The organism is Chryseobacterium lacus (assembly GCF_003336205.1).
Lineage (GTDB): Bacteria > Bacteroidota > Bacteroidia > Flavobacteriales > Weeksellaceae > Chryseobacterium_A > Chryseobacterium_A lacus.
The window spans coordinates 145,463-167,241 of sequence record NZ_QPIE01000001.1; the positions used below are offsets into that span (position 1 = coordinate 145,463).

Genomic DNA, 21,779 nt, shown 5'->3' on the forward strand with positions numbered 1-21,779 from the left:
GTTTCAGTTAAAACAAATCGTTCTCCGTAATACTTTTATCGTGTTTGGTATAATCTACGGGTCTTTTCGCAAAGAAATCGTCCATAGAATTGGCAAAAACTTCTTCTTCGAACCAAACCATCGGGCGATATTGCTCCGGCGTAATCTGGTATCGTGTTTTCATGCCAATTTTTCGCAAACTGTCGTCCACACGATATTTCATGAAATTCAGTAAATTTTCTTTGGAAAGATGGTCTATTTCTCCCATTTCAAAAATCCAGTCCAGAATTTCGGATTCTAATTCAATCGACTGATCCACCAAGGTGTAAATATCTTCAATATCACTGTCGGTCAACAGATCAGGCTGTTCTTCTCTTATTTTATTAATCAAATAAATTCCGGCATTAGCATGAATCTGCTCATCAACAGAAGTCCAGGCAATGATATTGGACACATTTTTCATGTAGCCTTTGAACCTTGTAAAAGACAAAATAATCGCAAACTGTGAGAAAAGCGACACATTTTCGATTAAAATACTGAAAAGCAAAAGAGCAGATACATACTCTTTCGGCGTAGCAGAGTTGGCGTGTTTCAACACATTCGACAGAAAATCAATTCTTTTTTTGATTGCCGGAATTTCCACAACATGTTTAAATTCATCATTGTATCCCAATACTTCCAGCAGACGGGAATAGGCTTCAGAATGACGAAACTCGCATTCTGCAAAAGTAGCGCCCAACCCGTTGAGTTCAGGTTTTGGCAGGTGATGATAAAGATTTCCCCAAAAAGTTTTCACTGAAACCTCAATCTGCGCAATGGCTAAAAGTGCATGTTTCACAGCATTTTTTTCGTGCGGTTCCAACTGTGAATGAAAATCCTGAATGTCCGCTGTAAAATCAACTTCAGAATGCACCCAAAACGACTTGTTAATCGCTTCTATGAATTGTAAAACTTCCGGATACTCAAACGGTTTGTAACTAATTCTCTTGTCAAAAATTCCCATTGTAAAGGTTTTCAGATTAAACATACTTTGCTCACAAGGGTGGTTCCGACCCGATCCTGTGTCCGCAAAAAATTAATGATTGATAGGCCGAAGCTGTGAAAACAAAAATAGAGAATCCATTTCAGATGCCCAAGGTGGATAATGTAAAAACCTGAACAATAAGCCTAAAAGTTTTCCACAAAGACCCAGAGGCATCATTATCATTGAATTACCGGATGTAATGCGGCGCAAACGCCCTGTTTCATTTTTAAAAGTTAAACAAAGTTTATATAATCACCTGTATCAAGGGCTTTACGAATAAACGGAGAGACTCAGGATTTTAATTTTCAATTGTAACAAATCAAAAAAAATAAAGACTTATCTTTCAACTATCAAATTTTCCGCTCCATGTTAACAATTAAAGACCTGCATAAATCCTACGATACCGGTAAAAGCAAGCTGCATGTTTTGAAAGGCATAAATCTGGAAATCGGGGAAGGGGAATTTGTTTCCATCATGGGAAGTTCCGGTTCCGGAAAATCTACGCTTTTAAATATCATCGGTATTCTGGACGAAAAAGACAGCGGAACGTATGAGTTAGACGGCATTCCCATAGAACATCTTTCAGAAACCAAAGCCGCAGAATACCGAAGCCGGTTTTTGGGATTTGTATTTCAGTCGTTCAATCTTATCAGTTATAAAACCGCACTGGAAAATGTTGCGCTTCCGCTCTATTATCAAAATGTAGCTAGAAAAGAGCGAAACCAAAAAGCCATGGAATATCTGGAAAAAGTAGGCCTGGCACAATGGGCAGGACATTTGCCCAATGAACTTTCCGGAGGACAGAAACAGAGGGTTGCCATCGCAAGAGCACTCGTCACAAACCCGAAAGTTATTCTTGCTGATGAACCCACCGGAGCATTAGACAGCAAAACCACCCATGATATTATGAAACTTCTTCAGGAAATTAACCGTGAAGGAAAAACGATTATTGTCGTCACCCATGAACCTGATGTAGCTGCAGAAACCAAACGGAATGTTCTTTTGAAAGACGGCATTATTGAAAGTGACCAATATATTGAGCAGCGTGTACTCAGCTAAATATTAAGAAAAGATCATACACCATGTTTGACATCGACCGCTGGCAGGAAATATTCGCATCCATACGAAGTAATGTACTGAGAACTGTACTTTCCGGTTTTACAGTGGCTTTGGGATTGTATATTTTCATTGTACTTTTCGGGATCGGAACAGGTCTTCAAAATGCTTTTACCCAGGGATTTGCACGCGATGCCCAGAATCTTGTTTCTATTTTCACAGGAAAAACTTCTATTGCGTATGCCGGGCTTCAGGAAAACCGAAGTGTAACACTCCGCAATGAAGATTATGAAGAAATATTAGCCTCAGATCCTGAAAAAATAGAATATTCAGCACCGAGAAATAACGCAAGCTATCTTGTAAAATACGGCAAAGAAAGCGGCTTCTACCAAATCAGCGGTACTACGGGTGAAGAAATTTACATCGAAAATCGAAAAATGACCAATGGGAGATATATCAGTCCCGGAGACTTGGATCGAAGACTGAACGTGGCCGTGATTGGCAGGATGGTACAGCGAGACCTTATAAAAGACGGAAGCCCGATAGGAAAAGACCTCAACATTAACGGAACCATGTTCAAAGTAATTGGAGTGTTTTCCGATGAAGGCGGCGGCGATTGGGAAGAACGTATGATTTCAATTCCTATTACCACCCTTCAGCAAATGAAAAAAGGATCCGATTCGCTGGACAGAATTTATATCACTTATAATCAAATCCTTTCACCCGCAGAAGCTTTGAAATATAGTGATGAACTCCAGAAACAACTGAAAGCCAAACACAAAGTTTCTCCCGATGACGAAAATGCCATCATCGTTCGTAATAATGCGAAGAACCTTGGGGACACCTTCCAGTTTATGTTTATCTTAACGCTTATTGTAGGATTCATCGGGATGGGAACGTTATTGGCGGGAATTATTGGAATCAGCAATATCATGGTGTATATTGTGAAAGAAAGAACTCAGGAAATCGGAGTAAGGAAAGCCATCGGCGCAAAACCGTCGAGTATTGTAGGCCTTATCATTCAGGAAAGTATTATTATCACCCTGATTTCCGGTCTTATCGGAGTAGGATTAGGCGTACTCACTCTTTCCTTAATCGGCGATAGTCTGGAAAAATATTTTATCTTGGATCCGAGTGTGGGCTGGGGAATTATATTGGCTGCATTTTTCTGCCTCATTATGTCCGGACTTATTGCAGGTTTTGTTCCCGCATACCGGGCAAGTAAAATAAAACCAATAGAAGCGCTGCGCTCAGAATGATGGAGAAAGTGAATTTATAAAGAATGACATCATGAACATCATTTTCAAAAAAGATACCTGGCAGGAAATCTACCATTCGTTGCAGAAAAACAAACTCCGCACCTTTCTAACTATGATTGGTGTTGCCTGGGGAATGTTTCTCTATGTCTCATTACTGGGTGCTGCCAAAGGAATGGAAAACGGCTTCAACAAACTGTTCTCGGGTTTTGCAACCAACTCTATTTTTATGTGGGCACAGAATACGAATATTCCATACGCCGGTTTTCCCAAAGGAAGACAGATGAATATGCACCTGAGCGATATGGAACTTCTGGAAAAGAAAATTCCTGAAATCGATTATATTTCACCGCAAAACTCAAGAGGAAATTTCGGAAGCGCCGGCGAACAGATGTCCAGAAACGGAAAAACTGCCACTTATACTCTAAATGGCGATTATCCTATCGGCAATAAAATTTCAGAGAAAAAACTGATTTACGGAAGGTACATTAACGATGCGGATGTTTCGGGCAATAAAAATGTCATCGTCATCGGAGAAGAGATTTATAAAAACTTTTTCGATCATAAAAAAAATGAAAATCCACTGGGGAAATCCGTGAATGTAAAAGGTACTTTTTTCAATGTCATTGGTGTTTTCCGGGTAAAAAGAGAAGGCGGCGGAATGGAAAACGACCAATCGGCTTATATTCCGCTTTCCACTTTTACCAAAATGTATAATGACGGTGATAAAGTGGGATATTTTGCCATCGTTAGCAAACCCGATGCTGATGTAAATTTGGTAGAAGAAAAAGCAAAAGCCGAACTCCGAAAAAAATACAATGTTTCCCCGGATGATTCCAACGCTTACGGAAGTTTTAATCTGGGTAAAGAATTCGCAAAACTTACAGGATTTCTCAGCGGAATGCAACTATTGACCATTGTTGTAGGAACGCTCACCATTCTTGCAGGGGTTATTGCCATTTCAAATATTTTGCTGATTACCGTAAAAGAACGAACCAAGGAAATCGGTATCAGAAGAGCTATCGGCGCCAAACCCGCAGAAGTCCGAAATCAAATTCTGCTGGAAAGTGTAGTCATCACTCTTACTTCGGGAATGTTAGGATTTATTTTCGGCATTACTCTGTTAATGATCCTGGATGCCGCTACTAAAAATCAAGACGAATTCCCGTTTTATAATCCAACGGTGGATTACAGCAATGTTTTTTCCGCCATGGCAGTGATGGTAACTCTTGGATTGATTGTGGGAATGATTCCGGCCCAGCGTGCGGTTAAAATCCGGCCAATAGAAGCATTGAGATCTGAATAAATAGTAAATTTAAAATAAAACTAAAAAATTATATGAAAAAGAAGTTCACTTTTAAGAAAGCAATTTACATCTTTCTCGCACTGTTGCTGGCATTTGGGCTTTTCTCGGGAATTGGCTATCTGATACAGTCCAATTCTGCAAAAAGCGAAATTTTCCTCACCAAAAAACCTGTGGTAGAAAACATGGAAGACAAAGTAATGGCGACAGGGAAAATTGTTCCTAGGGAAGAAATTGAGATCAAACCGAACATGTCTGGAATTATCGATAAAATATTGGTAGATGAAGGCGATCAGGTAACCGCTGGACAGTTGGTGGCCACCATCAGAATTGTACCGAATGTTCAGAATGTGAATGCTGCACAACAAGAAATCAATAACGCACAATTGCAAATCAGCAACGCCAGTATGAACCTCGAAACGCAGCAAAAGCAATTTGCAATGCAGCAAAATCTTTACAATCAAGGCGTTATTTCCAGACAGGAATTTCTCACTGCTCAGCAACAACTTCAATCGGCGCAAATCCAACTGAAAAATGCGAGACAGCAATTGAGCACCGCTCAAAAAAGTTTGCAAATTGCGAGAACCGGCGTCACTCCTGAACTTCAGGGATTGGCCACCACACAAATTCGTTCCAAAGCGAACGGAACTGTTCTGGAAGTTCCCGTAAAAGTGGGAAGCCAGGTGATAGAAGCCAATTCGTTCAATTCCGGAACTACCATTGCTTCTATTGCAAATCTGAATTCTTTAATTTTTGAAGGAGAAATTGATGAAGCGCAGGCAGGAAAACTGAAAGAAGGGATGAACATGAATATCGTGATCGGAGCGTTGCAAAACAAGAAATTTCCGGGAAGGCTCACCATGATTGCACCCAAAGGAAAAGACGTGAGTGGAACCATCAAATTCCCTGTGGAAGGCGAAGTTTTCAATCCGGATAATGAATACATCCGCGCCGGATTTTCTGCCAACGGAGAAATTGTCCTCAGTTCACAAAAAAACGCATTACTCCTGGAAGAATCTCTGATTCAGTATGAAAAGAAAAACGGAAAAGACACGCCTTTTGTAGAAGTAAAACAACCGGACGGAAGTTTCAAAATAGCATTTGTAAAATTAGGAGCCAGCGATGGCATTCATGTTCAGATCCTTTCGGGAATCGACAAAGACGCAGAAGTAAAAGTCTGGAACCCAAGCGATAAAGACAAAGAAGCACTGAAGGAACAGAAAAAGTAATACAAGAAAAAATAATTTCATGAAGGCCTTTTCACTTTCCTTACTGTTTATGCTGCTGTTTTGCCAGACAAAAAGTCAGGATTCGGTGATTGGCGAATATTCCTCGCCCGAACGTTCCACGTTAAATTCATTGCGACATGGAGCTTATGCGCTGGATCTCAATTTACAACTTCAGGAAAACGGCGAGTATGTTTATTCCACCTGCGCGCAGATTGCAAAAGGAACATGGACTGTAAGAAATAACGAATTAATACTGAAATGCCGGGAGAAAAGAATGGCTATTGATAGTTTGAATCAGGTGGAGAAATATGCCAAAGGTAAAATTTGTGGCGAAGATGAGGTTTTTGAAATTAAAGGCAAGAAACTGTATCGGGAAGAAATGTTAAAGAACAAAAAATTCAAAATTATCCTTTTTAAGAAATAAATATTTGACCGATACATTATATTTCTCCATTCCATTCTTTCAGGAACTGTTCCAGAAAATGAAGCATAAAAGCATGGCGCACTTCGGCCATGTTTTTTGCTTTTTGGGTGTGCAGCAAATCTTTCAGCAACAATAATTTTTCATGAAAATGATTGATGGTAGTTCCGGCTGATTTTTTATATTCTTCCTTCGTCATGTTCATCTTGGGAAGAATTTCCGGATCGTACAACGGGTTGTTTTTAAAACCTCCGAAATGAAAAGCCCGCGCAATTCCGATCGCTCCCATTGCATCCAATCTATCTGCATCTTGTACAATTTTCATTTCAATGGGAATTTCAGACGGAATTTCTTTCCTATTTTTAAAGGACTGATGCTGAATGATAAACAAAATCTGATCAATAATCTCCGAGGAAACTTCTCTTCCCGACAAGAATTCATTTGCGATTTTCAAAGCTGCGGTTTCATCTCCATGATGAAATTTAGGATCGGCAATGTCGTGCAACAAAGCAGCGAGTTCCACAACATCTTGATTACAAATTTCTGTGGAAGCGATTTGTTTTGCCAGTTTCCAGACCCTTTCCGTGTGAGACCAATCGTGGCCGGCTTCTGCATTCTGAAGTTTTTCTTTTACAAAAAATGCGGTTTGTTGTAGTATTTCATTCATCATTTCAGGAAATAAAATCAGCAATTACTTTCCATAAATCCCGGTTGTAGCTTCGGAAAAAATTGACATGACCGATGGTTCTTTTTTTGCTTTCAACAGTGCGCATCAATCTATACTCAGGTTTCATCGCAGGATACGTTTCGGACATCAGTTTTTTCACGCCCTTATCGGTGAGCCAGGTATCATCCTCTGCCCGAATAACGAGAACTTCCTGATTTAAAATTCTGGAATACTCTTCATTGATTTTTTCAAGAAGTTTATTGGTCGATTTTTTATTTAAAATTAAAGTGCGCCAGTCTTTCGCCGAACCTGAAGGCAAACTTTCGCCCAAACCAAAATATTGAGCAGGAAAATAACCGAAAATCCGGGTAATAACAGGTTGTAACACACCAAAACCTAGGTAAGCCAAAGCTTTTGTCTGAACATTCAGATGGCCAACAAAAGCTTTTTGAGTTCCCACAAAAATGAATTTTTCAAACTTCTGGGAATCCTTGTTCATTCCTAAAATGAGCGCGCCAACCGAATGTCCTACTGCATATTTTTTGTAATGTGGAAAATGGTACTGAATATAATCCGTCACCGCTTTGAAATCCTGCGTTCCCCAAATTCGCATGGATGCCTGGAAACCTTTCAACTTCTCGGGTTTCGACTTACCAATTCCACGGTAATCGTAAGTGATAACGGTATATCCAAATTGCGCCAGATATTCAGAAAATGCAAAATAAATCTGCTGTTTCACGCCCGTCGCTGAGTTTACGACAACTATTTTTCCGTTCGGATTTTCAGGTTCAAACAAATGACCTGAGAGTTCAAAACCATCCGAAGTCTGTAACGAAACTGCTTTCATTGAGGATTCATTCAAACAGATCAGTTCAGGATTTCTATAAATTCCGTAACGATTTTAACAGGATTTTGATGTTGATCAAAACCAATATAGCTGGCATAAAAACCTTCGCCATATCCAGTTTCAAAAGCAAAGAGTCCGGCTTCATCATCTTCTGCAGGTTTCAAATAGGCAAACTGATCGATAGCGCCGTTTTCATCAAAGAAATGATGATGAAAGAACTCTTCATAAATTCCTTTGAAATCTGCTCCTTTGCGCTGATACAATCGGTCTTCCAAACGATTCAGGCTTTCCTGAACTTTTACATCCATCAAACATCCCATTCCACTTTCCACAGGATAACCGAAGATTTCCCCAGCTTTCAGTTGTCGGATTTCCTGACCTTCGGTGAGAGCCATTTCCCAATAATCAACAAATTCATTCCGGAAAACCACTTCCACATACGCCACACAATGGCTTTGTCGTTCTTTGTGAATCAGCACCGGAAATTCACCAATGGGAAACTGAACCAAAAAGGAATTCATATCCCGCGTAATCAGCGGATCGCAGGCGACGAGTTTTCCGGTCGGCAGGTGAATTTTTCCGGCTTCAAAACTTTCCACCAACGGATTTTCAACAAAACTTTTGCTGAACATTTTTTGGATGTTTTCGATATGTTTCATTTCTGGATGAAATTTCGGATTTCCACCGATTTTAGATTTATTGAATTTTAAATTAAAAAGAATTCATTTTCGCTTCCAGCAGAGCTATTTTTTCTAATGCATCTTTTTGTTTCTTTCTTTCATTTTCCACGACCTGAACGGGCGCTCCGCTGACAAATTTTTCATTCGACAGCTTTTTCTCTACACTGATTAAAAATCCTTTCAGATATTTTATTTCTTCTTCAGTTTTCGCTTTTTCTTCTTCTAAATCAAGATGTTCACTGAATGGAACTGAAATTTCTGTTGCGCCAACCAAGAAGGTAAAACTTGGTTTCTCCGTTTTCTGAGTATAATGAATTGCAGAAACATTAGCCAGTTTTTTAATCACGGAATCGTTAGGAAACTGAGCCGCATTGGTGAAAATCTCTACTCTATCCTTTGGCGAAATTCCTTTGCTCTGTCGATAATTTCTGATTCCCGAAATAATTTCTTTGGAAATCTCAAAATTTTTGATGGTTTCCGAACTGAAATCGCTTCTCTGTTTTTGCTGAGCAATGATGAGAGCTTCCTGCGGTGTTCTTACTGCGATATTCTGCCACAATTCTTCTGTAAGAAAAGGCATGAAAGGATGCAGAAGTTTCATTAATTCTTCAAAAAACGCAATCGTCTTTCCGTACACTTCTTCAGAGACTGGCATTCCATACGCTGGTTTTACCGCTTCCAGATACCAAGAACAGAAATCGTCCCAAATGAGTTTATAAATTAAATGCAACGCATCCGAAATACGGAATTTCGCGAACTGATCTTCGATTTCTTCTATGGTTTTGTTCATCTGGTTTTCAAACCAAACGATGGTTTGCAGATCCGCCTGTTGAGCCGGAACATTTTTATCCCGTTCCCAACCCTGAACCAAACGATAAGCGTTCCATATTTTTGTGGCAAAATTTCTTCCTTGCAACATCAGATCTTCATCGAAAAGAAGATCGTTTCCGGCTGCGGAGCTCAATAAAATTCCGACCCGAACGCCATCTGCACCATATTTGTCAATCAATTCCAGCGGATCCGGAGAATTCCCAAGCGATTTCGACATTTTTCTTCGCTGCTTATCTCTTACAATTCCTGTGAAATAAACATTTTTAAAAGGAATTTCGTTTCGGAATTCTAGTCCGGCCATCACCATTCTGGCTACCCAAAAGAAAATAATATCGGGTCCTGTCACCAAATCAGAAGTTGGATAATAGTACTGAATATCTTTATTTTCCGGATCCAATATTCCATCAAAAACCGACATCGGCCATAGCCAGGAAGAAAACCATGTATCCAGCGCATCTTCATCCTGACGAAGCATATCCATGGAAAGTTCAACATTTCCCGATTTTTCTTTTGCCAAAATCAGGGCTTCTTCCCTGTTTTCTGCTACTACAAAGTCATCCTCTCCATTGCCAAAATAATACGCCGGAATCTGCTGTCCCCACCAAAGCTGTCGGGAAATATTCCAGTCGCGGATGTTTTCCATCCAGTATTTGTAGGTATTTTTAAATTTTTCGGGATAAAACCTTACCTCATCTTTCATCACGATATCCAGAGCTGGTTTCGCCAGATCATTCATTTTCAAAAACCACTGAACAGAAAGTTTCGGTTCGATAACGGCGCCCGTTCTCTCGGAAGTTCCTACTTTATTGATATAATCTTCGGCTTTTAACAAAAGATTTTTTTCCTCTAATTCTTTGGCTATCAGTTTTCTAACTTGGAAACGGTTTTTGCCTGCGTAATGCATTCCGTGCTCGTTCAAGTTACCGGCATCATCCAGAGAATCAATAACTTGCAAATTATGTTTCTGTCCGATTTCGTAGTCGGCAATGTCGTGCGCAGGCGTAATTTTCAGCGCACCGGTTCCGAATTCCAAATCAACATAATTGTCTTCAATAATTGGAATAACCCTTCCCACAACAGGAACGATGACTTTTTTGTTTTTTAAATGCAGGTATCTTTCATCCTGAGGGTTCACACAAATGGCGGTATCTCCAAAAATAGTTTCCGGACGTGTGGTAGCAACAGAAATAAACTCTTCGCTGTCTTCAATTTTATATTTTAAATAATAAAGCTTTCCGTTCTGTTCTTTAAAAATAACTTCTTCATCAGAAATATTGGTTTTTGCTTCAGGATCCCAATTAATCATCCGGTGTCCGCGGTAGATGAGTCCTTTCCGATACAAATCCACAAATGATTTAATGACCTGAGCAGACATTTTTGGTTCCATGGTAAAACGCGTTCTGTCCCAATCGCAGGATGCGCCAAGTTTTTTCAGCTGTTCCAATATAGTTCCGCCGTACTGATCTGTCCATTCCCAAGCATGTTTCAGGAATTCTTCTCTGGAAAGATCGGCTTTGTTAATTCCTTCAGATTTCAGTTTAGCTACTACTTTGGCTTCGGTCGCAATAGAAGCGTGGTCGGTTCCGGGGACCCAACAAGCGTTGAAACCCTGCATTCTTGCTCTTCTTACCAACACATCCTGAATTGTATTGTTTAGCATGTGGCCCATGTGCAGAATTCCGGTTACGTTGGGCGGAGGAATCACAATGGTGTAAGGCGGCCTTTCGTCGGGAACGGAATGAAAATAATTATTTTCCATCCAATAGCTATACCAGCGGGATTCTGTATCTTTGGGATTATATTTATCTGAAATCTGCATACGACTTTCTTTTTGGCTTTATTTTTGCAAAAATAGGCAAAAGAAAATTTCGGTCTGTATTTAAAAATATTTTTAACTTTGCTTTTTCAATACAATCCAACATTTTATAAAACATCGAACAATATGAAAAAATTACTTGCAGGTTTTGCAATTTTAGGAACAGTAGCCTTGGCTTCAGCTCAAACGATCTCCTTTGACAATACGGTATTAGATTATGGTACTATTAAACCAGGTTCTGATGGCAACAGAGTTTTTGTTGTGAAGAATACTGGTGATAAACCTTTAATTATTTCCAACGTAAAGCCAAGCTGCGGATGTACTACACCTGACTGGTCCAAAGAACCCATTTTGCCAGGAAAAACCGGACAGATCAAAGTTCATTATAATACCACACCGGGTCCTTTCCAGAAAATGATTGAAGTTTTCACTAATGATCCTGTAAACAGCAGATCTGTAATCCACATCAAAGGAAATGTAGATGCGAATGCTGCAGATGCCGTAGCTGTGAAAGCATCAGCACCAAAAAAAGGAAAATAATCAAGCAGTTTTATCGGACTGAGAAACACAACCGTTCCTTCCTTAGGAGCGGTTTTTCCATTTTCATATAGTAGTATTTATTGTAGTATATCATTGTCATCCGGAAAATATTTCCTGAAAATTTCTTCAGAAGTCTGATTAAAAAACTTAACTCTTGCAAGTGGACTTATATTGTTAATTCCTCTGATGGTTTCGCCAAGCACTGTTCTGCTGCTGGTAGTCTCTTCCATATTTACAATTCCTCGGTTTTCTAAACTCGTAAAATCCAAAAAGGAATCTTTGTATCCCATAAGAGTTTCCCGGCTTCGCTCATCGAACTCTTCAAAATAAATTGGTATTATTCATTATATTCATTATTAAAAAATTAGAAAAGGCAGAGCAGGAATTGCTCTGCCGGTTGTAAATAATACAAGGCCTAAACCCCCATTGCGGATTTTATTTCCTCTAAAGGAATCCATCAGGTATAGCATTAGGCATTCTTACAAATTACATACAGATACTTAGCGTATACTTCTAGGCAGGGTCAAGGTAGGTAACCTGCTCCTAAGTCCAATACAATTGTAATACAACTGCAATACAAGTATAATAAAAAGGATTAAAGATTACTGTTGGTAATGGTTACAAAAATGCACGGAACGTAAACAGCACAGAAGGAAGGCTGACAGCAATAGAAAAAGAATGCTGTTTTACAAGGGTTGGCACTCCTGTAGCACAATAATCGCGAAAAAACATAAGAAACCCTGTAAGCCGGATTCTGTTCTCCCGTTGCCGGGATGCCTGTTATTTATCTGTGTTTTACATTGCTGCAAAACTTGAGCTGATTACCCCTCGGCATTGGACGGGCCGCCCTTAATTGCCGATATACTTATCATTGCACCACATAGAGTTTACCTGGTTTCACTACAGCCGAACTGTACATTCTTTCTGTTGCACTGGTCCTCGTATCACTACGGGCGGACGTTATCCGCTATGCAGCCCTGCGGTGTCCGGACTTTCCTACCCTTTTTCTGCGGTTGCAAAAAAAGCATCAACAGGCCGGATTTCTTATGACTGCAAAGATACATATTCTTCCAATTAATACTATTTCGCATTGGAATTTTAGAAAAACTTATTCAATCATTGTTTTCATATCTGTTATTTTTTATCTTCGTTTTCTGAAAAATAAATAATTGGTTTCCAAAGAAAAAGAATTTTCCCAACTCATTAAAGAACATCAAGGGTTGATTATCAAGGTTTCCCGTCTCTACACCAACACGCTGGAGGACGAAGAAGATCTTTTTCAGGAAATCGTGTTACAATTGTGGCGCAGCTACGACACATTCAAAGGAGGAAGTAAAATATCTACATGGATGTACAGAGTAGCACTCAATACCGCTATTACCCTGTTCCGAAAAAAAACCAGATCTCCCCAAACTGATGAACTGAAAGATTTTCATCATAAAGATTTCATAGAAGATGATGATGAGAAACAGCAAAAAGTTTCCCTGCTGTATAAAGTCATTAAAATGCTGCCAAGAGTAGAACGGGCTATTGTGATGATGTATCTGGACGATCTTCCGTACCGTGATATTGCTGAAAACCTGGGAATCAGCGAAGTAAATGCACGGGTGAAGATGAACCGGCTAAAAAAAACACTAAAAGAACTGATGGAAAAACATGCCTGAATTCGATTTAGATACCATTAAAAAAACATGGCAGGAACAGGAAGTTCTGCCAAAATACCGTGACAGCGAAATTTCGGAAATGCTGAACAAAAAATCACGCAATTATGTGAAATATATTTTTTGGATCAGTGCTGCCGAGTTCCTGTTGTTTCTGGGAATCAGCGTTTCTTACATATTGAAAAATGAAGATACCAACAGCTTTCTAAACATCATGACGAGGTTGGGAATCCGAAAAACTGAAGAATTGGAAAGCGATTTCTCTCTGTTGTATTTTACGTTGAAAATACTGAGTCTCGTGGTAACCCTGTTTTTTGTGATCAGGTTTTACCTGAGCTACAGAAAGATACACGTAGAAGCAAGTATGAAAAAGTTCATTCTTCAGATTATCAGTTTCCGGAAAACGGTGAATCTCTTTATTTTCACTAATATTTTTCTGCTGGTTGTTTTCACAGCTGCATTAACTTTCTTCATTCTGAAAACCATGTCTGACCAGAAGGTACAGATGGATCATCCGACTTTTATCGGTTTTATCACCGGCTTGATGATCACCACATTGCTTACGGGAGTTCTCATCTGGATTTATTACAGAGTGGTGTATGGCATTATCAACAAAAGACTGGGCAGAAATTTGAAACAGCTGAAGGATATTGAACAAAACAACGAAACCAATGGAGAACTTTACCTTTGATAATTCCATCTTTTTTCTCTCTAAAGACAACGCGGAGTTCTGATTCAATTGACTCAAGCGATACGAAAAAAGGAAATAAAAATGGTGATGTAGTTAACGGAACTTTTACAAACAGTTGCTGGCTTCAGGTTGTATTTTCAGGAGAAAGAACTTTATGATGAATAAAGTAAATCCTTCGCTGTAATAACGAAGGATTTTTTTATTTAGGATTTACAATTCTTTCCTCAGCCGCGCCACAGGAATACTGAGTTGTTCCCGGTATTTGGCAATCGTTCTTCGGGCAATATTATAGCCTTTTTCTTTCAGAATTCCGACCAATGCATCATCTGTATACGGTTTCCGTTTGTTCTCTTTCTCAATAGCTTCCTGAAGATGCATTTTTATTTCTTTGGTGGAAACTTCTTCTCCGTCATCGTTGGTTAAGCTGTCCGAAAAGAGGTTTTTCAGATAAACAATTCCGTTTGGTGTATCAGCATATTTACTTTTTACTACTCTTGAAATTGTTGAAATGTCGAATCCAGTAATATCAGCGACATCTTTCAGAATCATCGGTTTCAGTGATTTATCATCGCCAGTGATGAAGTAGTCTTTCTGAAGTTTCACAATGGCTGTAATGGTTTGCAACAGGGTATTTTGCCTTTGATTAATCGCATCAATATACCATTTTGCTGCATCTAATTTCTGTTTAATGAACAATGCCGCCTGCTTATGTTCAGCTGAATTTTTGTCGTGAGAATAGGTGGTAAGAATCTCTTTGTACTCATCCGAAACGCGAAGTGTAGGTGCATTCTTACTGTTCAACAGAGGAATCACCTCTGGTTTCCCTGTCTTGCCTTCTTTCACCTGAATAATAAAATCGGGGATAATTTCCTGATTGATGGTGATGGTTTGAGTATCGAAATTACCGCCAACTCTGGGCGAAAGTTTTGAAATTTCTTCCAAAGCATCTTTCAGATCTTCCTCATCCACATCATATTTCTGCATGATTTTGTTGTAATGCTTATTGGTAAGCGCATCAAACTGATTTCGTAGAATTTGTGCTGCCAAAGTAACTGCTTTGTCTGCGCTTACTTTTTTCTCGATCTGGAGCAACAGACATTCCTGAAGATTTCTGGCACCAACACCGGGAGGATCGAGTTTCTGAACATAATTTTCAAGGATTTCCTCCAATTTTTCAGTGGTTGTATAAAGTCCTACGGAAAAAGCAAGATCGTCTACAATGGATTTTAATTCTCTTCTGAGATAGCCGTCTGTATCCAGATTTCCGATGAGATATTCTGCAATTTTCCGGTCTTCTTCTTCAATATTGATGAGTCGGATCTGTTCCAGAAGATAATCGTACAATGATTGTCCTTCAGTGAGCAGGCTTTCATTATCAAACTCTTCATCATCTGCGGAATAATTATTGGAAGCCGTTTTATAGCTCGGTTCATCATCAAAAATATATTCTTCTACATTAAAATCTGTATCGATATTTTCGGTTCCTTCATCTTCAAAATCACCCACGGGTTCTTCGTAATCATCTTCTTTTTCTTCTGCAGCACGTTCCAATGCGGGATTTTCCTCCAACTCACGTTCCAGTTCCTCTTCAAACTCCAGTGTATGCAACTGTATTAGCTTCATCAGCTGTATTTGCTGAGGAGCCAGTTTTTGTCCGAGTTTCAGTTGCAAGTTTTGTTTCAGCATAGTCTTTCAAATGGTTACGGCGCAAAATTAGCCGTTAATTATATCCCTAAATTACAAATTATCTTTTTAATATTACAAGATTCTTAAAATTCGGCACTATTAGGTGTTCTTGGGAAGGGGATTACGTCGCGGATATTGGTCATTCCTGTTACAAAAAGCACCAGTCTTTCCAATCCCAACCCGAATCCCGCATGCGGAACTGAACCGAATTTCCGGGTGTCAAGATACCACCAGAGCTCGTGTTCATCTACATTCATTTCCTTCATTTTATCTTGAAGAACACTCAGTCGTTCCTCCCGTTGCGAACCTCCGATAATTTCGCCGATTCCCGGGAAAAGAACATCCATTGCAGCAACGGTTTTTTGATCGTCATTCAGACGCATATAGAAAGCCTTGATTTCTTTAGGATAATCGAAAAGTACTACAGGTGCGTCGAAATGTTTTTCCACCAGATATCTTTCGTGTTCGCTTTGCAAATCTGCACCCCAGGCTTCCACCGGAAACTTGAATTTTCCTTTTTTATTCTCTTTAGAATTCATCAAGATTTCAATGGCTTCAGTATAAGAAACTCTTTTGAAACGCTTGCGAATCACATTTTCAAGTTTTTCTATCAGGCCTTCTTTTGCTCTGTCCTTTTCTGGTTTTGATTTCTGTTCTTCCGCAAATCGCTTGTCTAAAAATTCAAGATCGTCTTTGCAGTTTTTCAAAACGTAAGCGATAATGTATTTCAGGAAATCTTCCGCCAGGTCAATGTTATTTTCCAGATTATTGAAAGCCACTTCCGGCTCTACCATCCAGAACTCGGCGAGATGTCGGGTTGTATTGGAGTTCTCGGCACGGAAAGTAGGCCCGAAAGTATAAACCCTTCCCAATCCCATGGCTGCAGCTTCTGCTTCCAGTTGCCCGGAAACGGTAAGATTTGTTTTTTTACCGAAAAAATCTTCGGAATAATCCACCTCTCCGTTTTCGTCTCTCGGAATTTGGTTCAAATCAAAGGCGGTAACGCCAAACATTTCGCCAGCACCTTCTGCATCTGCTCCGGTGATAATAGGCGTATTGATATAGAAAAAATGATTTTTATGGAAAAACTCATGAATAGCAAAACTTACTGCACTTCTCACTCGAAAAACGGAACCGAAAAGATTGGTACGGAACCGAAGATGTGCCTGTTCGCGAAGCACTTCTAATGAATGTTTCTTGGGCTGCAGGACGGTTTTTTCCATGTCCTCGGTAAAATGATCGCCGAGAATCTGAATTTTTTTAGCCAATATTTCAATGCTTTGTCCAGCACCCTGACTTTCCACAACTTCTCCGGTAATCTTGAGAGACGAAGCTGTTTTGATGTTTTTGATTACCGATTCATCCAATTTATCAAAATCTACTACGATCTGCAGATTGTGAATCGTGGAACCATCATTCAAAGCTATAAATCTGTTAGAACGGAATGCGCGAACCCAACCCTGAATGGTAATATCGTGGTGTAGAATCTTTTTGTAATCACCTAAAAGCTCCTTAATAATCATCTTTTTCATGTCTTTCAATCAAAACGCAAAAGTACGAAATTCCCTATGAATTTGGAGTGAAAACACTGACTATTTGCTTCAGAGCATCATGCACGCAAAGGCTATTCGTCTTTTATCACAGGCTGAGTAAATACTTCCAGTAAGCCTTCAGGAAGCTGCATTTTGATTTCTTTTTGTTCCCTGTTTACCTCCAAAATCCAATCTTTGATGATGGGAACGATGATTTGTTTTCCATGGAGAAAGTTCACAAAATAATGTTGTGCAGTTTGATCATTTACTGATTGTATTTCTCCAAAATCGACATCATTCTCATCCAGCAGACGAAATCCGATGATTTCATGATAGTAAAAACTGTTCCCAGAGAGCACAGGAAGAGTGGAAAGCGGAAGAAAAACATTACGCCCTATCGCCTGATCAACCATGGCTTCAGTAGAATTTTTAAAGAAAATCAGCTTAGTATCCTCCTTCGACCATTGTTGTTTTTCAATAAAGAAAGGCACCAGCAATCCATTGATTTCGACGAGAATATTGTCAAGTTTATTGTACAATTCAGGCTGATCCGTATCCAATTTCAATACAACATTTCCCGCGAGGCCGTGTCGGCGAGTAATTTTCCCCAATAAATAGCAATCTTCTTTTTTCACAATTCTTTTTTTACGAAAATAATATAAAAAAATAGAGACACCAAAAGTATCTCTATTCTTATTTCATGTATGTGAACAGCTTATGCTTGCTCTTCAGTTCCTTCTTCTGCAACAGGAACTTCTGTATTTTCTTCTGCTGCGGCTTCTTCTGCAGGAGCGTTTGCGGCTTCCTCAGCGGCTTTTTCTTCTGCAAGTAGTGCTTCTTTAGCAGCAATACGGTCAGCATTTACTTTCGCTTCAGCTTCCAAAGCTGCTTTTTTAGCATCTTCTTTAGATTTTAGTAAACCATCCTTCTTGCCTAATACTGCATTTTCTTTAGATTCCTTCCAAGCGTTGAATCTTTTTTCTGCTTCAGCTTCATCGAAAGCGCCTTTCGCTACTCCACCCTGAAGGTGTTTTTTCAAAAGAGCACCTTTGTAAGAAAGGATTGCACGGGCAGTATCGGTAGGCTGTGCACCATTGTTCAGCCACTTTACAGCTGCATCTACATCCAGTTCGATAATCGCAGGATTGGTGATCGGGTTGTATGTTCCAATTTTTTCGATGAATCTACCATCTCTTCTCGTTCTGGAATCGGCAACCACAATGTGGAAAAAAGGTTTTCCTTTTTTACCGTGTCTTTGTAATCTGATTTTTACTGACATATTGTTTGAAATTATGAGGAACTCGTCCCCGGTTAATATTTTAAGTCTGCAAATGTAAGGATTTTTTGGAAGCCAACAATACTGTTGTTATTTTTTTACAGCTGACCCCATATAAAATAAGCCGAGACATTGTTGATTTTCCTGAATTTGAACTGCTTTTTCCAGATAATTTACCAGTTTCGGAGAACTCCAGTAGCAACCAATTTGGTGAGCAGTACAGGTGAGATACATATTCTGAACCGCCATCGCTGTGGCTGCAATTTCTTCCCATTCCGGAACCAGTTCGCTGAATTCTACTACAATCGTGATAATGGCTCCAGCCTTCTCAGCCTTAAAAAGAATGTCATCATATTTCTTTTGCAGAAACTGAAATTCGGGTGTTATTTTTTTATAAATCTGCTGCAATTCTTTTCCCAGTTCGAGTTTCTCATTGTTTTCAAAAATTTTAAAACGCCAGGGTTTTGTCCTTTTATGATTGGGCGCCAGCACTGCGGAATTTAAAATTTCATCCAGAATTTCTTTTGGAATAGGTGTTTCGGAATATTCTTTTGGAAAAATACTTCTTCGGGAAGTAATGATTTGCTTTAAAATTTCTGAATTCTTCATAACGGATTTGAGATTGATTCGCCTTTCAGCAAAGGAACGAAATATTAAAAATACCGAATCTTACCTGATCAAAGAATTTTATCTATTTTCTGATGAATATTATTCAGAATAAATTCCTCGCCTGTTTTCCTCCCTTTCATTATCTGTGCCATCGGGCTTTCCTCGGAAATAGCGTAAAACCTGACATCGTCGTAGAAAAATTCTCCCAGAGAAACCGAAATATAAAACCGCGCCTTATTCGTGATCACCAAAGAACCCAACTGAACATAACCCGTTTCAGATGTAGAAACTTTTTTCATTTTCTGTTGCATCGCTTTCAGGGTGGCCATTCTTCTATCCAAATGATAAATTTCCTCCTGCATTTCCTCGCGAAAACTGTCGTATTTAGCGGTTTTTTTAAGGTCTTTGCTGGCATCCAATGTGAAATTGAGATAAAACTCCAGTGTTTTTATTTTTCCTGAGATCAGATCATTGATGTGATTCTTAAGCTTAATTTTGTCATAGTTACCCGTCAGCATAATTTTAATTCATTATCATGTTCCTGAACTTCATCAAAAAGCAAACCTTTTTAAATTCTTTCCACTTGTGACAATATGGATATTTATTTTGAAAAGGAACAGCATTTGAAATAAATTCGGATTAATATTAAAATGACGATTATGCCTAATATTCTTACTCAGAGGTTTTCTACACCTTATAATTCCGTGCCTTTTCCACAGATTCGCGAAGAACATTATTTGCCAGCTTTTGAAGAACTCATCGCTCAGGCAGAGCAGGAAATAAATGAAATCACAGAAAATCCTGAATCTCCCACTTTTGAAAATACCATAGAAGCACTGGCCTATTCCGGAGAAAAACTGGAGGTAGTTTCCAGCACTTTTTTCAATATTAATTCCGCAGAAACCAATGATGAAATCCAAAATATCGCACAGAAAGTTTCGCCGATGCTCACTGAATTTTCATCAAAAATTTCTCAGAACGAAGCGCTTTTTGAACGCATCAAAACCGTTTTTGACCAAAGAAATCAATATGCACTAAACCCGGAGCAGCAAATGCTTCTGAATGAAACCTACAAAGGTTTTGTACGCAGCGGCGCATTATTAAATGAAAGCGACAAGAAAAAACTGGAGAAACTGAACATGGAACTTGCTGTAAAATCGCTACAGTTCGGGCAAAATGTTTTGGCTGCAACCAATGATTATTTCCTTCACATTACTGACAAACAAAAACTGAAAGGAATTCCCGACGCTGTTTTGGAACAATACACTCAGGAAGCCGCGGAAAGAAATCTGGATGGATACGTGATTACGCTTCAGTACCCGAGTTATTTACCCGCCGTCACCTATGCTGAAAACCGTGAACTAAGAAAAGAACTCACCATAGCCAATGGAAAAAAATCTTTTGATGGGAAATCATGGGACAATCAGGAACTCATCAAAGAAATCGTGTCATTACGGCAGGAAAAATCACAACTGTTGGGTTATGAAAATTATGCAGCATTTGTTCTGGAAGAAAGAATGGCAAAATCGCCGCTCGCTGTACAAAAATTCCTGAATGAATTGTTGGAAAAAGCCACTCCTTTTGCTCAAAGAGAAATTGAGGAGCTGAAAACATTGGCCAAAGAAGATCATATTGAAGAACTGCAAATCTGGGATCATGCGTATTATGCAGAAAAATTAAGAAAACAAAAATTCGATTTGAATGATGAAGAACTGAAACCGTATTTCCAGCTGAACAAAGTAGAAGAAGCAGTTTTCGGATTGGCCGAAAAACTTTTCGGGCTCACTTTTCTGGAGAGAAATGACATTCCGAAATACCATCCTGAGGTAAAAACCTATGAAGTGTTAGAAAATGGCCATCACAAGGCTCTTTTATACACCGATTATCACCCGAGAAAAGGAAAACGCGCAGGAGCATGGATGACGAGTTATACCCAACAATACAAGAAAAACAACGGGAATCATCGTCCTCACATTTCCATTGTTTGCAACTTTACTCCGGCCACAAAAGAAACACCTAGCTTGCTCACTTTTCAGGAAGTGACCACGCTTTTTCATGAATTCGGCCACGCCCTGCACGGTATTTTAGCAAACACTCAATATCCGACGCTTTCAGGAACTTCTGTAAAATGGGATTTCGTGGAATTGCCTTCCCAGTTTCTGGAAAATTATTGTTATGAACCCGAATTCCTGAAAACCTTTGCAAAACATTATGAAACGGGCGAAGTTCTCCCAGATGAAAAAATCCGGAAATTAGCAGAAAGCAAAAACTTTATGGAAGGTTATCAGACTTTGCGGCAAATCGGGTTCGGGCTTTTGGATATGGCCTATCATACAAAACCGGGCAATATCAGCAATATTAAAGAATTTGAAACCGAGAAAACCAAAGCAACCAATCTCTATCCTATTCATCCGGAAACGGCTGCCAGCACGAGTTTTTCACATATTTTTCAAGGAGGTTATTCCGCGGGATATTATTCTTACAAATGGGCTGAAGTTTTGGATGCAGATGCTTTTCAGTATTTTAAGGAAAACGGAATTTTCAATGAAAATCTGGCTGCGAAGTTTAAAAATCTTCTTGCTTCAGGCGGAACACAGGATCCTATGGAATTATATAAAAATTTCCGCGGAAGCGAACCGAAAATCCAAAACCTTTTGAAAAGAGCTTTTGGATAA

At 39.3% G+C, this 21,779-nt stretch carries 21 protein-coding genes and 1 other RNA gene; 9 read left to right on the forward strand and 13 right to left on the reverse strand.

Annotation, left to right across the window (positions count from 1 at the left end; translation table 11 throughout):
• Positions 1-7: 7 nt before the first annotated feature.
• The gene (locus DQ356_RS00685; protein ID WP_114302543.1) at positions 8-982 is read right to left on the reverse strand and encodes a ribonucleotide-diphosphate reductase subunit beta; all 975 of its coding nucleotides are present in this window, start codon (positions 980-982) and stop codon (positions 8-10) included.
• 387 nt (positions 983-1,369) lie between these two features.
• Here DQ356_RS00685 and DQ356_RS00690 point away from each other — a divergent pair, with 387 nt between their 5' ends.
• From DQ356_RS00690 to DQ356_RS00710, 5 genes are read left to right on the forward strand one after another with little or no spacing between them, the layout of a single operon-like run.
• Positions 1,370-2,062, forward strand: coding sequence for an ABC transporter ATP-binding protein (locus DQ356_RS00690; protein ID WP_114302544.1), 693 nt, complete (start codon positions 1,370-1,372; stop codon positions 2,060-2,062).
• Between the two features lie 23 nt (positions 2,063-2,085).
• Positions 2,086-3,318 (forward strand): ABC transporter permease, encoded by a 1,233-nt coding sequence (locus tag DQ356_RS00695; protein ID WP_114302545.1) that lies wholly within the window; start codon positions 2,086-2,088, stop codon positions 3,316-3,318.
• 31 nt (positions 3,319-3,349) lie between these two features.
• Positions 3,350-4,621 (forward strand): ABC transporter permease, encoded by a 1,272-nt coding sequence (locus DQ356_RS00700; RefSeq protein WP_114302546.1) that lies wholly within the window; start codon positions 3,350-3,352, stop codon positions 4,619-4,621.
• A 32-nt stretch (positions 4,622-4,653) separates the two neighbouring features.
• Positions 4,654-5,847 (forward strand): efflux RND transporter periplasmic adaptor subunit, encoded by a 1,194-nt coding sequence (locus tag DQ356_RS00705; RefSeq protein ID WP_114302547.1) that lies wholly within the window; start codon positions 4,654-4,656, stop codon positions 5,845-5,847.
• Between the two features lie 19 nt (positions 5,848-5,866).
• Complete coding sequence (locus tag DQ356_RS00710; protein WP_126723213.1) at positions 5,867-6,271, forward strand: hypothetical protein; 405 nt, start codon at positions 5,867-5,869, stop codon at positions 6,269-6,271.
• A 16-nt stretch (positions 6,272-6,287) separates the two neighbouring features.
• On the opposite strand, the gene DQ356_RS00715 is transcribed toward DQ356_RS00710, so the two are convergent.
• From DQ356_RS00715 to DQ356_RS00730, 4 genes are read right to left on the reverse strand one after another with little or no spacing between them, the layout of a single operon-like run.
• Positions 6,288-6,935, reverse strand: a complete 648-nt coding sequence (locus tag DQ356_RS00715) for an HD domain-containing protein (RefSeq protein ID WP_114302805.1) — start codon at positions 6,933-6,935, stop codon at positions 6,288-6,290.
• 4 nt (positions 6,936-6,939) lie between these two features.
• The gene (locus DQ356_RS00720; protein WP_114302549.1) at positions 6,940-7,782 is read right to left on the reverse strand and encodes an alpha/beta hydrolase family protein; all 843 of its coding nucleotides are present in this window, start codon (positions 7,780-7,782) and stop codon (positions 6,940-6,942) included.
• A gap of 20 nt (positions 7,783-7,802) precedes the next feature.
• Entirely contained in the window at positions 7,803-8,441 is a 639-nt protein-coding gene (locus DQ356_RS00725; protein WP_114302550.1) for a DUF4241 domain-containing protein, read from the reverse strand.
• Between the two features lie 52 nt (positions 8,442-8,493).
• Positions 8,494-11,112 (reverse strand): valine--tRNA ligase, encoded by a 2,619-nt coding sequence (locus DQ356_RS00730; RefSeq protein WP_114302551.1) that lies wholly within the window; start codon positions 11,110-11,112, stop codon positions 8,494-8,496.
• Positions 11,113-11,235: 123 nt separating this feature from the next.
• On the opposite strand from DQ356_RS00730, the gene DQ356_RS00735 reads away from it, so the two are divergent.
• On the forward strand, positions 11,236-11,649 hold the full coding sequence (locus DQ356_RS00735; RefSeq protein ID WP_114302552.1) for a DUF1573 domain-containing protein: 414 nt from the start codon (positions 11,236-11,238) through the stop codon (positions 11,647-11,649).
• A 77-nt stretch (positions 11,650-11,726) separates the two neighbouring features.
• Here the strand turns inward: DQ356_RS00735 and DQ356_RS00740 are convergent, their stop codons facing one another.
• Together DQ356_RS00740 and rnpB are read right to left on the reverse strand one after the other, a co-directional pair.
• Complete coding sequence (locus tag DQ356_RS00740) at positions 11,727-11,939, reverse strand: hypothetical protein (RefSeq protein WP_114302553.1); 213 nt, start codon at positions 11,937-11,939, stop codon at positions 11,727-11,729.
• A 437-nt stretch (positions 11,940-12,376) separates the two neighbouring features.
• Positions 12,377-12,696: RNase P RNA component class A (gene rnpB / locus DQ356_RS00745), an RNA gene on the reverse strand.
• Positions 12,697-12,818: 122 nt separating this feature from the next.
• On the opposite strand from rnpB, the gene DQ356_RS00750 reads away from it, so the two are divergent.
• Positions 12,819-13,313 carry an RNA polymerase sigma factor gene (locus DQ356_RS00750; RefSeq protein WP_114302554.1) on the forward strand — a complete coding sequence of 165 codons (495 nt, stop codon included), beginning with the start codon at positions 12,819-12,821 and terminating at the stop codon, positions 13,311-13,313.
• The gene (locus DQ356_RS00755; RefSeq protein ID WP_114302555.1) at positions 13,306-14,001 is read left to right on the forward strand and encodes a beta-carotene 15,15'-monooxygenase; all 696 of its coding nucleotides are present in this window, start codon (positions 13,306-13,308) and stop codon (positions 13,999-14,001) included. The genes DQ356_RS00750 and DQ356_RS00755 overlap by 8 nt, the downstream gene beginning before the upstream one ends.
• A gap of 210 nt (positions 14,002-14,211) precedes the next feature.
• Here DQ356_RS00755 and rpoN read toward each other — a convergent pair whose 3' ends face one another.
• From rpoN to DQ356_RS00785, 6 genes are all read right to left on the reverse strand, one after another.
• Positions 14,212-15,687, reverse strand: coding sequence for an RNA polymerase factor sigma-54 (rpoN, locus tag DQ356_RS00760; RefSeq protein ID WP_114302556.1), 1,476 nt, complete (start codon positions 15,685-15,687; stop codon positions 14,212-14,214).
• Positions 15,688-15,770: 83 nt separating this feature from the next.
• Positions 15,771-17,219: an asparagine--tRNA ligase gene (gene asnS, locus DQ356_RS00765; RefSeq protein WP_114302557.1), complete on the reverse strand. Its 1,449-nt coding sequence runs from the start codon at positions 17,217-17,219 to the stop codon at positions 15,771-15,773.
• Positions 17,220-17,311: 92 nt separating this feature from the next.
• Positions 17,312-17,854 (reverse strand): ribosome maturation factor RimM, encoded by a 543-nt coding sequence (gene rimM, locus DQ356_RS00770; RefSeq protein WP_114302558.1) that lies wholly within the window; start codon positions 17,852-17,854, stop codon positions 17,312-17,314.
• An 80-nt stretch (positions 17,855-17,934) separates the two neighbouring features.
• A complete protein-coding gene (locus DQ356_RS00775; RefSeq protein ID WP_114302559.1) occupies positions 17,935-18,498 on the reverse strand; it encodes a 30S ribosomal protein S16 in 564 nt (187 codons plus the stop codon).
• 87 nt (positions 18,499-18,585) lie between these two features.
• Positions 18,586-19,104, reverse strand: coding sequence for a nitroreductase family protein (locus DQ356_RS00780; protein ID WP_114302560.1), 519 nt, complete (start codon positions 19,102-19,104; stop codon positions 18,586-18,588).
• Positions 19,105-19,172: 68 nt separating this feature from the next.
• Positions 19,173-19,622, reverse strand: a complete 450-nt coding sequence (locus DQ356_RS00785) for a GreA/GreB family elongation factor (RefSeq protein ID WP_114302561.1) — start codon at positions 19,620-19,622, stop codon at positions 19,173-19,175.
• Between the two features lie 141 nt (positions 19,623-19,763).
• Between DQ356_RS00785 and DQ356_RS00790 the strand changes: the two genes are divergently transcribed.
• On the forward strand, positions 19,764-21,779 hold the full coding sequence (locus tag DQ356_RS00790; protein WP_114302806.1) for a M3 family metallopeptidase: 2,016 nt from the start codon (positions 19,764-19,766) through the stop codon (positions 21,777-21,779).

Excerpts from the sequence above, each read along its gene's own strand:
- DQ356_RS00690 (WP_114302544.1), top strand. The coding sequence starts at position 1,370 with ATGTTAACAATTAAAGACCTGCATAAATCCTACGATACCGGTAAAAGC.
- DQ356_RS00700 (WP_114302546.1), top strand. The coding sequence starts at position 3,350 with ATGAACATCATTTTCAAAAAAGATACCTGGCAGGAAATCTACCATTCG.
- DQ356_RS00755 (WP_114302555.1), top strand. The coding sequence starts at position 13,306 with ATGCCTGAATTCGATTTAGATACCATTAAAAAAACATGGCAGGAACAG.
- DQ356_RS00725 (WP_114302550.1), bottom strand. The coding sequence starts at position 8,441 with ATGAAACATATCGAAAACATCCAAAAAATGTTCAGCAAAAGTTTTGTT.
- DQ356_RS00735 (WP_114302552.1), top strand. The coding sequence starts at position 11,236 with ATGAAAAAATTACTTGCAGGTTTTGCAATTTTAGGAACAGTAGCCTTG.
- DQ356_RS00790 (WP_114302806.1), top strand. The coding sequence starts at position 19,764 with ATGCCTAATATTCTTACTCAGAGGTTTTCTACACCTTATAATTCCGTG.
- DQ356_RS00775 (WP_114302559.1), bottom strand. The coding sequence starts at position 18,498 with ATGTCAGTAAAAATCAGATTACAAAGACACGGTAAAAAAGGAAAACCT.
- rpoN (WP_114302556.1), bottom strand. The coding sequence starts at position 15,687 with ATGCTGAAACAAAACTTGCAACTGAAACTCGGACAAAAACTGGCTCCT.
- DQ356_RS00710 (WP_126723213.1), top strand. The coding sequence starts at position 5,867 with ATGAAGGCCTTTTCACTTTCCTTACTGTTTATGCTGCTGTTTTGCCAG.
- DQ356_RS00730 (WP_114302551.1), bottom strand. The coding sequence starts at position 11,112 with ATGCAGATTTCAGATAAATATAATCCCAAAGATACAGAATCCCGCTGG.
- DQ356_RS00780 (WP_114302560.1), bottom strand. The coding sequence starts at position 19,104 with ATGAAGAATTCAGAAATTTTAAAGCAAATCATTACTTCCCGAAGAAGT.
- DQ356_RS00695 (WP_114302545.1), top strand. The coding sequence starts at position 2,086 with ATGTTTGACATCGACCGCTGGCAGGAAATATTCGCATCCATACGAAGT.
- DQ356_RS00720 (WP_114302549.1), bottom strand. The coding sequence starts at position 7,782 with ATGAAAGCAGTTTCGTTACAGACTTCGGATGGTTTTGAACTCTCAGGT.
- DQ356_RS00685 (WP_114302543.1), bottom strand. The coding sequence starts at position 982 with ATGGGAATTTTTGACAAGAGAATTAGTTACAAACCGTTTGAGTATCCG.
- DQ356_RS00715 (WP_114302805.1), bottom strand. The coding sequence starts at position 6,935 with ATGAATGAAATACTACAACAAACCGCATTTTTTGTAAAAGAAAAACTT.
- DQ356_RS00705 (WP_114302547.1), top strand. The coding sequence starts at position 4,654 with ATGAAAAAGAAGTTCACTTTTAAGAAAGCAATTTACATCTTTCTCGCA.
- asnS (WP_114302557.1), bottom strand. The coding sequence starts at position 17,219 with ATGAAAAAGATGATTATTAAGGAGCTTTTAGGTGATTACAAAAAGATT.
- DQ356_RS00740 (WP_114302553.1), bottom strand. The coding sequence starts at position 11,939 with ATGGGATACAAAGATTCCTTTTTGGATTTTACGAGTTTAGAAAACCGA.
- DQ356_RS00785 (WP_114302561.1), bottom strand. The coding sequence starts at position 19,622 with ATGCTGACGGGTAACTATGACAAAATTAAGCTTAAGAATCACATCAAT.